We start from the raw sequence: 13,221 nt of genomic DNA on the forward strand, positions 1-13,221 counted from the left end.
TAACTGGATTCCGTTATTATTGGCATCTGTTCTCAAATAGAAATGTCGCTTCAATATACTTTCAAAACTCTAAGTGCGATCACTTATACCATAAGACCATCGGCAACGCTTGGAACTTGCCTACTGACATTCGCTGCATTCAATCCACAAGAAGGGGAGTGGAATCAAGCTTGGTTACTCGTTGTGAGCATGTTTTTTGGAAGTGCTTTTTGCTTTATGATCAATGACATTTATGACCGAGAAAAAGACCTTCTCAATAAGAAAAGTAGACCAATCGCTACCGGCGTGATATCAATGCCAACCGCAGTAAAAGTAACAGTCATATTTGCGTGCCTACTACTTGTATTTTCATGGTTTCTTGGGATTCATGTCTTCTCACTTGCGATTGCATTTTTACTAGGAACTGGTATTTATTCCTTCATTAATGCTCGCACCGGTCTCCTCGCCAATAGTATTGTGGCTCTTATTGCGGCCGGAACTCAATGGGGAATTTTAGTACTCAAACCCGACCACTACTTGTGGGCTTCATCCGTTTTTCTTTTCTTTTTCACGGTGCCCAGAGAAGTACTGCTTGATTGGCTTGATATTGATGGAGATCGAGCGTGGGGGAAAAGATCATTCCCCATGTATTATTCTTTGCCTAAAGTCAAAGTACTTGTAGGTTTTTGTCTTTTAATAGCGACATCAGCGCTTTTACTGCTATTGGAAAAACGTTCATTCGACCTCTCTGCTATCTTTTTTGCTATTGGAATTGTATCTCTATGGGCTTCTTTTTTTCCTTTCTTTCAAAATGCCAGCAATAAAACAGCGTTACTTAGTGTAAGGATATCACATGTTACCTATGCATTTCTTATCCTTGCTTTATTAAGCAGATGACCGAGCCTTTACCATTATTGAAGCTGTACTGCAGCATCTTTTCCATCATTTTGAGCATCGCGTGTTTTTCTCAATACACGGAAGCTGAAGTGATAGATGTTATTCAATCCTATCAGGTTGAAGATGATGAATTTTATGACCCTGGCTTATTTCCGGTAAAGCGTAAATGGAGCTTCTCCAGCAACTATGTTGATGATAACTCCATCTTTTTTACTGCCTCCATAAATTCAACTTTAAGAATGTTGAACGATAAGCTTGATGACAGAAGTCGTGAGATTGTAGCCTCAATTTTAAAAGAAACCAATCCTGTCTATGGAAAATATAGAAATAGAAATGGAGGTATCACTTACAATTTTTGGCAGACAGTATCTCCAGATCTGCCATTTCCCAATGGGAACAAATTGATCTCAAATAAGAAATCTCGACTTCCTGATGATTTTGACACAACCGTTTTGATCGCACTCTCAAGAGGAAAAAACAAGAGGTATGATAGTCTTTTCAGAAAGCAAATGGTGGCTTACGCCAGTAGAACTGATCGCGCAAATGTGAAGTTGATTACGCCAGACGAGTATTTAAATTCTAAAGCCTACGAAACCTGGTTTGGGAAAAATATGCCTCAAACGTTCGACTTGTGTATCATGTCGAATGTGTTGCTATATGTGATCGAGAGGGACTTCGAATGGAACGAATACGATGAAGCTACTGCCTCGCTGATTAAGGAGATGGTATTAAATAATGATCACCTTGAGCGCACTGCCAATATCTCTCATCATAGCGACTCTCCCGCACTAGTGCTTTACCACATCGCAAGGTTAATTGCCGCAGACACTGACAATCGCTTTGACTCAATAAAGGAAAAAGTCCAGAATGATTTGATTGACTTATTGAATGAAAGAAACAATGAAGTAGAGAAAGTGATGATATTATCTTCTCTTCATCGACTGGGTTATGAAACGAATGATACGATCGACTTGAAACGATGGCAAAAACAAATGCGATCGTTTAGTTTTTTCTCCATAAATCCTTTCAATATCAGCAAAGGAAGAAGTCGATACATCCCATCAATCACGTGGGTTTCGGAACCTTACAACTGGACGCTGCTACTCGAATTGATGGTGCTTCAAAAGCAACAGGGTTAAGCCTGCTCAATGGTGATTTCTCCAATTAAGTAAGTCACAGCATTTCCTGCGATTAATACACGATCCCCGAGATCTGTACAGTTGAGGTAGCCTTTTCGCTCAGAAAGTTGATATGCTAATAGCTCTTTTTTTCCAAGCTTTTCCGACCAATATGGAATGAGTGAACAATGAGATGAACCTGTCACCGGATCTTCGAATAAGGCTCCTCCGGGAAAGAAAAATCGAGATACAATGTCTACGCCATCACCTTGTGCAGTGCAGATGATCCCTCCAATATCAAAATCATCACGATCAAGCATGCTTTCATCCACTTTAAGCGCACGAACATCCGCCTCACTATCATATACTAACACCCAATCTCTAGATTTTAAGACTTCTTTCGGAGCAATAGAAAACGCTTTCAACAAATCAGCTTTCATCTCGGCCGGTTCTGGTTTTCGAGATGGAAAGTCTAGCTGAAGCAAATGATCCTTACGTTTCACCACCAATTCGCCACTCATCGTTTCAAAAATGATTTCATCTTTATCATAACCTAAGTGGTTATAAATCACATGTGCAGAAGCTAATGTTGCATGCCCACAAAGGTCAATCTCAAACTCTGGAGTAAACCATCGCAACTCAAATACATCTCCTTGATCCTGAAAAAAGGCCGTCTCCGATAGGTTATTCTCAATAGCAATCTTTTGTAATACATCGTCCATTGGCCAATCGTCTCCAATAGGTACTACTGCTGCTGGATTTCCTGCAAATAAATGATCTGTAAAGGCATCAACTTGATAAATAGGTAGCTTCATTTTGTTGGCTTTTGTAATAAAATGGATGTTTAGGCTACTAAAAAGTTAAAGAATTCGTAAGACTATGGAAGCATTTATTTCAGATTATTGGTGGATCATACTGCTGTTCATTCTGATATTAGGCGATAATGGAAAGGTTAAAAATGCCAAACCTGAATAATCACCCCACCAATAAAAAAGGGGCTTGCGCCCCTCATTTCAACTACCAACTCAAACGTTAATCAGCAACAGCTACGAGTGAATCATCTTTTTGATAATTGGCACTTGCATACTGCCTTTTGATCTGTTTGAAATTGTCTTTGGTCACCTTCTCTCCGGTCTTTGCATGATGCTCTACTGCAATAAAGTAATCCTGAATTAGCTTCTTAAACTTCCCTTTTGCCATCGGACCCATGAATGCGGGTTTTGTGCGATACTGCATGTCAAATGAAAACTCACTTTTCCCATTTCCAAGATCCTTGACACTGTAGACTGCCTTGGTGTATTCAGGATCTACCGGAAATTTGCCAGCCTGATAAACCGTATTGGTAAACGACATATTCTCAGGGGAATAATTCACCATCTTTTCCTTCAAATATTGTGTTTCCTTTTCATTGAAATAGCATACTCGTTCAGCACCTTCACCAGCTTTAAGTGTTCCGTTGATATAATCCGAAGCGATGATTTTTGGGTGTGAATAAGCGATTCTTCCATAGTCTTCGCCAACGATTGCCCAGATTTCATCCGCAGATAAATCAATTACTTTGCTGATTTGAAATTTTTGAACCTTCTTTTGTTTTTGTGCTGCCACACTTCCGGATAAAACTCCTAGAAATCCTAACACCAACACTCGCATTGTCTTTTTCATTTTCCTAATGTTTTAGTTTGTGATGATTAGATCACACATACTACTATGTGTTACAGGTTTTATAGGACAAACCCTGAAAAAGCCGCAATAGCTTTGCGTTCTTGAAGTGAGATTTTATCTAATCCACGAAGGACTGCTGGACCAGCCAAAAATCGAAATACCAAAAACATAAAAGGTTTTAGAATATTGAATTTAGGTTCCAACTCCATATGCAAGTATGCCATGCTCAAGCGTTTGTCGATAGAAGCAACTCCCATAGTTGCCCGCGCTGATTTTAATGGCATAGATGTTTCAAATACTTCTACGGTATAAAATTTTCCCTCTTCCCAGGCAGTGACACGTTCTTTGAAATCTGAGCCATCCACCATCACGCAATGCCTCTCTGCGCCCTTTCCCATTTCTATGGATCCCGCTATGCATTTAGAGCTTTTAAGGAGCGGGTTGAACTGACCAATATTGGGAAAGTCCGATAGGTACTTCCACAAAACACTGGTCTGTGATCGCATTTGTCGTTGAACATGTACTTTCATTATCGATTTAATTGAGGTTGAATAATCTCACCACCTTTTCATCGCTAATTACCTCATCCAGAAAAGTCTTCCGGTCAAAGTCCTTCTTAAAAGGCAGCCTATCATGCAACTGACGATACTGATCCTCGACAATGGACAATGCCTCATCGGCATCTTTCGAAAGATATTTTTGAAAATTTGAATATTCTTCTCGATTGAAAAGCAAATTTTTGCTGTCTATGCGTTTATTATTCATCGCAAAAGTGACTTTCTTATAGCACCTGCAAGGATTTGCTTTATTTACCAAACCACATTTATGATTCATAAACTGGAATAGGTCTTTTCTCGCACGTGATAGTCTTACCCGAAAATTTTGCTTACTAATTCCCAAAATTTCTGACCCTACAGTATGGTCGGCATTGAATAGCTCACCTAATATGTAAACCATGCGCTGATCACGTGTCAGGCATAAAAGCATGCCTGACATACACGCCAGATTCATCTCTCTAATTTCTGCCTCTCTTTCTTCTTGCTCCAGTTCGGTTAGTTCGATGTTGTCGAATGTATCAAGGATGTTTCCAAAAGTTTGAAAATCAGTGATCACCTCTTCTCTGCCGATTTTACGCATTTGTAAAAAGTGATTGGCAACAATCCGATAGAGCCAGGTTCTGAATTGTGATTCTCCCTTGAACTGAGAAAGCTTTGTGGTCACCTTTATCAGTACTTCCTGGGTAATGTCTTGGGCGTCATTTGGATTTTGAACCATCTTCCAGGCAATATTGAATATGAATGGCTGATGTTTTTTCAAAAGCGCTTCCAATGCACTCTTACTACCAGTCAATGCTTTTTCTATCAGGCTCTTGTCGTCCTCATCTGTTTGATATTCTAGTTGAAATGGATTCATAGTAGTATTCATTTAAACGCTTTGACTATAAAAAGTTAAATGTGTTACAAGAGTCTGCCCAACATTTTAAAAAAACCTTGGGCAGAACCCAAGTTACCTAGAAAGCTCAGCCAATTTCTGAGAAGAAGTAGTATAAATCTCTTCAATTCCCGGCTTCACTTGTGCAAAAACCTCTTCGTTTTCTACTTCAAATTCCACATTCCATTCAAGCTTGGTTTCTCCATTGCTTTCAGAAAACCTCATAGTTCCAACAACATCTGAGATCGGCATAAAGGATTGCTTGTCGATGCTGTATTGAAATAACTTCTGCTGGTCATCTGATTCAAGGATAGTCTCGAATAGCTCGTTGCCGTCATGCATCACGCAAACGCGCTTTGCTCCTTTTCCTTCACCTTCAACCTTGCTTCCTGAAAGGATAGGTAGCCAACGCTCCCATTCAGCTCCTGTTCGAACATTTTTCCAAACCTGATCGAGGCTTGCATCTAGTGTGTGAGTTGTTTCAATTCTCTTTTTCATTGTACAGTTATTTAAATCCTGCATCTTGGATTGGCTGTGGAGAATTGTGTTACAGCTTTGGCATTTTCGGACGGTTTTTGATGACAAAATGTGCGTATCCGATCAGATAACCAGCCATGTTTTTGCTTCGTTTAATCATCTATGAAACTACTACTATGGTTTATCCTACTCGTAATCTGTTGGCCGCTTGCATTGGCCATTTTGGTGTTTTACCCAATCATCTGGCTATTGCTACTGCCTTTTAGAATCCTTGGGTTTGCCGTGGAGGGAGTATTTGGATTTATCCGCGCGCTATTTATGTTGCCAGCAAGGATCTTGAGTTAAAAGGCGCTTTCCTGACATTTGGTGTTCTTCATAAATCTTTGCCAACTCACAATCGTGAAAAAGATCATGAAAAAATTAGCACCAATATTTTTACTTTTTATTTCCCTTAGTGCATATGCACAAAAGAGCCCCATCTTCAGTACAGACGATGGTGCCATCAAAGGGTACGATCCAGTAGCTTACTTTAAAAATGAAGAGCCCATAAAAGGAAGTAGCGAATTCGCCTTGAAATGGAAAGAGGCTGACTGGTATTTCAGTTCAAAAGAAAACTTAGACGCTTTTAAAGCCACGCCAGAAAAGTATGCCCCTCAATATGGTGGCTACTGTGCATTTGGCGTTTCCAAAGGAGCTATTTACAAAATCGAACCAGAAGCATGGAAAATTGTAGATGGTAAGCTTTACCTCAACTATAACAAGAGCATACAGAAAAAATGGGAAGCTAACCAGGCAGACTTCATTGTAAAAGCCGACAGCAACTGGCCAAAAGTGGTCGAATAGAATATTCGAATTAATTAGCTTCGTGGGTATGGTGCAGCAGATAGAATTATCACTAAAAGCATACCCACGAGGATTTCATTTGATTACCAATGAAGTCATACATGCAATTGACATCAATGGTATTGACGCGGGTTTGCTCAATGTTTTCATCAAGCATACTTCAGCAAGCCTGACGATCAACGAAAATGCGGACCCAACAGTGCGAATCGATTTCGAAAGTCACTTCAACAAGTTCATCCCTGAAAATGCTCCGTATTACCAACATGACTATGAGGGTTCTGACGATATGCCTGCACATTTAAAATCAAGTACACTGGGAAGTTCTGTGACCATTCCGATTACCAATGGACGATTAAACCTGGGAACATGGCAAGGAATTTATCTCGGAGAACATCGTGATCACGGAGGGAGTAGAAAGCTCGTTATTAGCATCTATTCCTAAATGGTACAAAGTCATTTCCTGACTTCTAATTATCTTCAGCGTGTAAATAAGTTTGCATGAAGAGAGTATGCGTCATCGGGGCTGGCCCCTCTGGAATTACCGCCTTAAAAAATGTATTGGACGAAGGTATAGAAGCTATCTGCTATGATCGCAATGATCGTGTAGGCGGCAATTGGCTGTACAATGAAAAACCCAGCCATTCGAGCGTATTTGAAACTACCCATATCATCAGTTCCAAGATTCTCTCTCAATACGAAGATTATACCTGGGAAGATCATGGAGAAGAAGTTTCTGACTATCCTTCTCATCAACAATTAGCAAGCTATTTTCAAGGATATGCCAGACATTTTGGATTGCTGGACCACATACAGTTTGAGACTACCGTAATTCGGGCAGATTATGTCTCTGAAAATGAGTGGAAAGTAACAGTTGAGGGCAAGAACGGAACAAAAACTGATACATTTTCAGATCTGATTGTATGCAATGGACATCATTGGAATCCGCGTTTGCCGGAATATCCGGGTAATTTTTCAGGGCAGTTTTTACATTCACATGATTTCAAAAAAGCAGAGCCATTCAAGGATCAACGTGTATTGGTGATAGGAGGAGGAAACTCAGCATGCGATGTGGCAGTAGAAACAAGCAGAGTAAGCAAGCGTACCAGCATCAGTTGGCGTAGGGGCTACCGAATCATTCCTAAGTTCTTCTTCGGAAAACCTTCTGATGTGGTAGGTTCTGGAATGACATGGCTTCCTGTCAAGTTGAGAAGTATGCTTTCACAATTACTTATCCGCGTATTTATTGGTCCAAATAAAAACTACAACCTGCAAGAACCAGATCACAACTTTGGGCAAACGCATCCCACGATCAATGATGAGTTGCTCTATCGAATAAGGCATGGCAAGGTGCATCCAAAAGTAGATATCGAACGACTGGATGGACAAACTGTACACTTTAAAGACGGAAGTTCTGAGGACTTTGATGTAATCATAGCCTGTACAGGATTCATCATCTCGCACCCATTTTTAGAGCCATCGTTCATAAATTATTCGGAAGGCCCTGTACCGCTGTATTTAAAGATGCTCCATCCTTCATACGCCAATCTGTTCTTTGTCGGCTTGTTTCAACCATTAGGGTGTATATGGCCTGGTGCTGAACTCCAATCCAAGATTGTAGCCAGACAACTTTCCGGAAAATGGAAGCGACCGTCAAATGTAGCCTCACTGGTTAATCGAGAAGTAAACAACCCTCACTATAAACAACTCAACACACCAAGACATACCATTACAGTAGACTATCACATTTTTAAACGGTCATTACTCAAGCAGCTTCCATCAAATTGGGTGTCAAAAGAAGTAAGAGCGCATTCAGAAGTTTGACCTATTTTTTCCTTGCGAAGGAAGTCACGATCCCAAACTTTACACCCGATACTTTGGTGTCATCAACCTTGTAGAAAGGCACGGATGCAGCAGCAAATATTCTTAAGTTGACAGTGGAATTCCTGTTGATCATGAACCCACCTCCAAAGTAGGCTCCTATGCCAGATTCCGTATCGTGATAATCAACGTCATATTCTGAATCATTGATTTGGGTATAGCTATACTCCATTCCTCCATTGATGTAGAATGTTGTACGCTTTCTGGACAATGGATAAGTCACTCCGAGGCTTGCATTTCCACTATGAATGGTGCGATCTGGAGAGCGATGATTCACCGATAGGCTGGAAGATGGAAAAAGCTCAAAGTCTAAGTTGAAAAGAAAAGTAGAAGCATCATAGGTATACGTAATTCCAAATCCAGACAGGATACTTTCATTGGGAATGGCTTTGCCGCCAAGCATAATTCCCATGTAGTGATTGACTTTTATTTGGGCTAGCTCTACTCCTTGCTGATCATATTCCGTAACCTCATCTATTTCAATATCAGTCTTTGCAGTACGATTGGTGAAGAATGACCTTCCCAGGCGAGAAAGAAGGGGATCCAAGTCTTGTTCTGCAGCACCTTTAGCCATATCGTGCCAAACCTGCTCTCGTGTTGTTGTCTCGTATACACCTAACGAAATAATGTACACCCCTTGCAGGTAATGTATTTCACCCGTCATGAAATAGCGTGAATTTATCTCCGTGGATTTTGCCACTGAGGTGCTAAGGGGCTCCCTACCCAGATAACCATCGCCACCAATTCGTTCATCTAATAATACGGTGTAATCGTGGTTATCCTCAATGTAGGATTTGATCAATTTTGAAGTGGAGTATTGAAGCCCACTATTTGGCTCCATATTTATCAATTCAAAGCCTGGAAAGTATACTACTTTTTGTGCGCTGCTTAGCTGAAAAATCAAAACAGCTAGTAGTGAGAAGAAAGTTTTCATTTGGGTCAGTAATCTTTGGTTGATGCTAAGTACTGACTTGTGAATGGCTCCCCTAAAGCCATATGTTAAAAGTGAAAATAAACCCTAAGTGCTTAGGGGAGCTTAATCTTTTGACTGCCTAAGACGATTTTTCGGAAATCAGCCTTTTGCCACTTCTTCAATGGTTTTCTCAATTTGAGCTTTCATCTGATCGAATGTGGCATATCCATGTGCTATCATGAAAAGTTGATCTTGATGAAGAAGAACCATGGTTGGATACCCTTGAACGCCCCATTGACGATTAAGAACAAATTCATTTTGCGTTTCATATCGAACTTCTTCGCTTTCAAAACGGGATTTGAATGCACTAAAATCGATATTCAATTTCTCGCAAATGCTTTGATAGAATTCGGTCTCTCCTGGATCTTCAGATTCTACGTAAAACTTCCGCTGCACCTCTTCGAAGAATTCCATTTCACTATCACCAGCTAAGGGTCTTGCTGCTACTACTGCGCGGCAAGATGGTTCTGTATCGTAATTGAAATCTTCCAAATCCATCAGCTTGTATCCAAATGGCTGACCACTCTTTTCAGTAACATGCCCCCAATGTTCTTTAAGAAAATCCTTCATTTGATCATTCCAAGGATCTCCTCCTCCTGGACGTAGGCCTCCGACCACAACTCTATAACCCACTTCTTTATCCCGATAGTAGTCTCTCAATTTGATGAGATCAGGGGAAATGCCCCAGCACCAAGAACACATCGGATCGCCAACATAAATGATCTCGGTTTTCTCCGTTAGTTTATATTTTGACCAATTGATTGAAGGTCATCGAAAGTTGAAGGAGTACAAATGCCGGTTTCAGGATCGCAATAAGGATTCATTTCTTATTTGTTTGAGTAGGCAACACGTTCAATCAGAATAAGGTTCTTGTTTATTTTTTCTCCATTTACGAAACAAATAAATTATTATTACGTCTCCATTTAAGAATCTAATAATAAAAGTTCATGAAAGGAACACATTTAGGCGAGTTTCAAGAAATCGTAATGCTAAGTATTCTCATACTGGAAAAGAATGCCTACGGCGTTACCATACAAGAAGAAATCGATCGCAGGATGAAGCGGTCTATCAGTAGAGGGGCCTTACACACTGCGCTCACCAGGCTTGAGGAAAAAGGGTTTATCCAATCGGACTATGGAGCACCTACCTCTGAACGTGGCGGAAGACGAAAACGCTTCTATGAAGTGACGAATAGCGGCTTGGAAACTCTGCAAGAAGCAAAAGAGCTGAGAGAGGGCATGTGGGGCCTAATCCCGAAGCTTTCTTGAAATGCTCAAAAGGACTAAACTCAAAAGACTAACATTATGAAACATCCAGATATACCATCCTATGCCTATCGGATATTTAAATTTTTCTGCAACGATCCCTACTTCGAGGAGTTAGAGGGTGACTTGGAAGAATGTTTTTTAAACAATAAGGAAAAGTATGGCCTGCGTAAAGCACGAAGAATTTACTTCTGGGAGGTGATAAAGATGCTTCGCCCATCGGTGGTTGCGAAACCGAGTCCATCATCAAATAACAGAATGGCTCTCCTAGCTAGCTATATCACAATTTCGATGCGAAACTTGCGTAGGCAAAAGCTCTTTTCATTCATCAACATCTTCAGTCTTTCGGTAGCAATGTCTGCCGGGCTATTAGTTATAGGGATGATATCTGACTTACTCAAATTTGATGAGTTCCATGAGCATAAAAACGAGATCTACCGGGTCATCTCAACAGCTAATTATCAAGGCCAAACCTTAAAAACCCAGGCTTCATCACCTCGATTTCTTGGTGAGGAAATGGCTCTTCAAATACCCGGTATCCAAGTCACAAATCTTGGGAGAAGAATACAGGGTTTAGCTACGGCTAACCAAAAGAACATTGACATTAAAGGAATATATGCCGATGAACACTTCTTTGATTTCCTTTCTTTCGATCTCAAAAAAGGAAACCCTTCATCAGTTCTGAGTGAGCCATTCACAGTAATTCTTTCAGAAAGCTTTGTCGCCAAAGTTTATGAGACTAAAGATCCCATCGGCGAAACCATCGACATTGAAGGGTTGGGGACATTTATTGTGAATGGAATTATTGAGGATGCACCCCAATTTTCTCATTTGCAATTTGACGCCATAGTTTCAATAAGCACTACGCCTTTATTGGCCAATCAAGGAAAAATAGATAAGACACACGATTACTGGGAAAATATTGACCGGTACTACAACTACATCTATATCCCAGAAAACATAGAGAAGGCCAACGTTGAAAGATGGTTAGAGTCTACAGCTCCATCCTTCTTTAAAGAACCAGACTATTTCACTGCTAAATTCGAATTGCAACGCATCAATCAAATTGTCCCGGGCCCAAATATCAGTGATTCGATTGGTCCAAAGATGATATTCTTACCGGTAATCATTTTGTGCGTGATAGCAGGTGCCATATTGCTCTCTGCAATATTCAACTATACCAACCTATCAATGGCAAGGTCCATGCGACGAGCTAGAGAAGTTGGAGTAAGAAAGCTTAACGGCGCATCTCGTACTTCCATTTTTGGCCAATTCAGCGTCGAAGCAATAATTCTCTCTCTTTTTTCACTGCTCCTGGGAATTGTGTTTTTCAAGTTTTTGAGAACGGGTTTTATAAGTCTTCTGCCCCGTGCCGAAGAAATGGTTTCATTAGAACTCACACCGCAATTGATTATATGGTTTCTATGCTTTGCGATTGTCACAGGATTAATTGCTGGCCTTAGCCCATCATTATTCTTTGCTCGTTTGAGTTCATTAAATGCGCTAAGATCTGGCAAAGCCTTGAGAACCCTTTCTGGAATTAACTTTCGAAAAGGGCTAATCGTGGCTCAATTTACTCTGAGTATAATCTTTGTAATGGCTGTAGTAATTACACATAAGCAATACAGTTATTCATTGAACAAGGATCTGGGATTTGATCGCTCAAATGTTTTAAATGTCAGCTTACAAGGAAATGATCCAGAGATTATCAAGGCTGAAATGATGAAACTCCCAGAGGTTTCCGATGTGTCATTTTCCTCTTATGTAACAGGAGTAGGCACCTCCCACAACTTACAAATCGTAGATGCAAGAAATGGTGATACGGTTTGGGTTCATCAGATTTCAGTAGATGAAGTATTCCTTGGAAACATGGATGTAAAACTGGTGGCAGGAAGAAACTTTGAGTCAAATGAAAATAAATCACGAGAGTCCACCATCATTGTAAATGAGACTTTTGTAAAAAGCTTTGGTTTGAATTCACCTTCAGAAGCTCTAGGAACCGTCTTCGATCTGCAAGGTCAAACTGTTCAGATTGTGGGAGTGATTCAAGACATCATTTACAAAAATTTGGAAGATCATATCTACAGTTTGGTAGTCCGAAATAATGATAGCTATCAGTTTGCAAATCTTAAGCTCGCCAGCAGCGATGTACTAAGGACACTTGACAATGTAGAAAGAGTCTGGGAAACCATTGATCCCGTGCATCGCATAGACGCGCAATTTATGGATCGCCAAATAGAAGACTACTATAAATTTTTGGTAGACTTCATGATGATCTTTGGATTCGTAGGGTTCCTTGCCATTTCTATTAGTTCATTGGGGCTTTTTGGAATGGCTATATATTCTACACAAGTTCGGATGAAAGAGATCGGTATAAGAAAGACATTTGGAGCATCCGAAAAGAAGTTGATCTTTCTACTTTCAAAAGGATTCTTCAAAATGGTGACAATAGCGATAATCATAGGAACACCTATATGCTATGTTCTTTTCGATAAGGTCATATTGGCCCAAAATGTTTACCGAACTGATATTACGATACGGGAAATCGGTGGTAGTATCATCTTTCTAATGGTTCTTTGCTTCATAACCATCATCACCCAGACATGGAAAGCAGCCAGAACAAATCCTGCAAGTGTTTTAAGAGATGAATGATCTTTATTCATTAGTCAAGCTGATTTCTTATGAGTTAAAGTTCTTT

General features: G+C 40.2%; 15 protein-coding genes. 8 read left to right on the forward strand and 7 right to left on the reverse strand.

Annotation, left to right across the window (positions count from 1 at the left end):
• The first annotated feature begins 42 nt into the window (after positions 1–42).
• Complete coding sequence (locus ACY650_RS08350) at positions 43–876, forward strand: UbiA family prenyltransferase (RefSeq protein ID WP_462253655.1); 834 nt, start codon at positions 43–45, stop codon at positions 874–876.
• Entirely contained in the window at positions 873–2,015 is a 1,143-nt protein-coding gene (locus tag ACY650_RS08355) for a hypothetical protein (protein ID WP_462253657.1), read from the forward strand. The genes ACY650_RS08350 and ACY650_RS08355 overlap by 4 nt, the downstream gene beginning before the upstream one ends.
• Here ACY650_RS08355 and ACY650_RS08360 read toward each other — a convergent pair.
• The 5 genes from ACY650_RS08360 to ACY650_RS08380 all read right to left on the reverse strand — a co-directional run bounded on the left by ACY650_RS08360 (position 2,012) and on the right by ACY650_RS08380 (position 5,585).
• A complete protein-coding gene (locus tag ACY650_RS08360; RefSeq protein WP_462253659.1) occupies positions 2,012–2,809 on the reverse strand; it encodes a PhzF family phenazine biosynthesis protein in 798 nt (265 codons plus the stop codon). The two genes, ACY650_RS08355 and ACY650_RS08360, sit on opposite strands and share 4 nt — an antisense overlap.
• Positions 2,810–3,026: 217 nt before the next feature.
• Positions 3,027–3,656 (reverse strand): SRPBCC family protein, encoded by a 630-nt coding sequence (locus ACY650_RS08365; RefSeq protein ID WP_462253661.1) that lies wholly within the window; start codon positions 3,654–3,656, stop codon positions 3,027–3,029.
• Between the two features lie 59 nt (positions 3,657–3,715).
• Positions 3,716–4,186 carry an SRPBCC family protein gene (locus tag ACY650_RS08370; protein WP_462253663.1) on the reverse strand — a complete coding sequence of 157 codons (471 nt, stop codon included), beginning with the start codon at positions 4,184–4,186 and terminating at the stop codon, positions 3,716–3,718.
• 7 nt (positions 4,187–4,193) lie between these two features.
• Positions 4,194–5,069 carry an RNA polymerase sigma factor gene (locus ACY650_RS08375; RefSeq protein WP_462253665.1) on the reverse strand — a complete coding sequence of 292 codons (876 nt, stop codon included), beginning with the start codon at positions 5,067–5,069 and terminating at the stop codon, positions 4,194–4,196.
• A gap of 93 nt (positions 5,070–5,162) precedes the next feature.
• A complete protein-coding gene (locus ACY650_RS08380) occupies positions 5,163–5,585 on the reverse strand; it encodes an SRPBCC family protein (protein ID WP_462253667.1) in 423 nt (140 codons plus the stop codon).
• 141 nt (positions 5,586–5,726) lie between these two features.
• On the opposite strand from ACY650_RS08380, the gene ACY650_RS08385 reads away from it, so the two are divergent.
• The 4 genes from ACY650_RS08385 (at position 5,727) to ACY650_RS08400 (ending at position 8,228) form a co-directional block, all read left to right on the forward strand.
• On the forward strand, positions 5,727–5,909 hold the full coding sequence (locus tag ACY650_RS08385; protein WP_462253669.1) for a hypothetical protein: 183 nt from the start codon (positions 5,727–5,729) through the stop codon (positions 5,907–5,909).
• A gap of 66 nt (positions 5,910–5,975) precedes the next feature.
• Positions 5,976–6,407, forward strand: a complete 432-nt coding sequence (locus tag ACY650_RS08390) for a YHS domain-containing (seleno)protein (RefSeq protein ID WP_462253671.1) — start codon at positions 5,976–5,978, stop codon at positions 6,405–6,407.
• A gap of 28 nt (positions 6,408–6,435) precedes the next feature.
• On the forward strand, positions 6,436–6,849 hold the full coding sequence (locus ACY650_RS08395) for a secondary thiamine-phosphate synthase enzyme YjbQ (RefSeq protein WP_462253673.1): 414 nt from the start codon (positions 6,436–6,438) through the stop codon (positions 6,847–6,849).
• 56 nt (positions 6,850–6,905) lie between these two features.
• Positions 6,906–8,228: a flavin-containing monooxygenase gene (locus ACY650_RS08400; protein ID WP_462253675.1), complete on the forward strand. Its 1,323-nt coding sequence runs from the start codon at positions 6,906–6,908 to the stop codon at positions 8,226–8,228.
• 1 nt (position 8,229) lies between these two features.
• Here ACY650_RS08400 and ACY650_RS08405 read toward each other — a convergent pair whose 3' ends face one another.
• Both ACY650_RS08405 and ACY650_RS08410 read right to left on the reverse strand, forming a co-directional pair.
• Complete coding sequence (locus ACY650_RS08405) at positions 8,230–9,219, reverse strand: hypothetical protein (protein ID WP_462253677.1); 990 nt, start codon at positions 9,217–9,219, stop codon at positions 8,230–8,232.
• Between the two features lie 138 nt (positions 9,220–9,357).
• A complete protein-coding gene (locus ACY650_RS08410; RefSeq protein WP_462253679.1) occupies positions 9,358–9,960 on the reverse strand; it encodes a DsbA family protein in 603 nt (200 codons plus the stop codon).
• A gap of 245 nt (positions 9,961–10,205) precedes the next feature.
• On the opposite strand from ACY650_RS08410, the gene ACY650_RS08415 reads away from it, so the two are divergent.
• Positions 10,206–10,526, forward strand: coding sequence for a PadR family transcriptional regulator (locus ACY650_RS08415; RefSeq protein WP_462253681.1), 321 nt, complete (start codon positions 10,206–10,208; stop codon positions 10,524–10,526).
• A 36-nt stretch (positions 10,527–10,562) separates the two neighbouring features.
• A complete protein-coding gene (locus tag ACY650_RS08420; protein WP_462253683.1) occupies positions 10,563–13,175 on the forward strand; it encodes an ABC transporter permease in 2,613 nt (870 codons plus the stop codon).
• The last annotated feature ends 46 nt before the right edge of the window (positions 13,176–13,221 follow it).

The sequence above is a fragment of the Ekhidna sp. genome, assembly GCF_963691765.1.
Lineage (GTDB): Bacteria > Bacteroidota > Bacteroidia > Cytophagales > Cyclobacteriaceae > Ekhidna.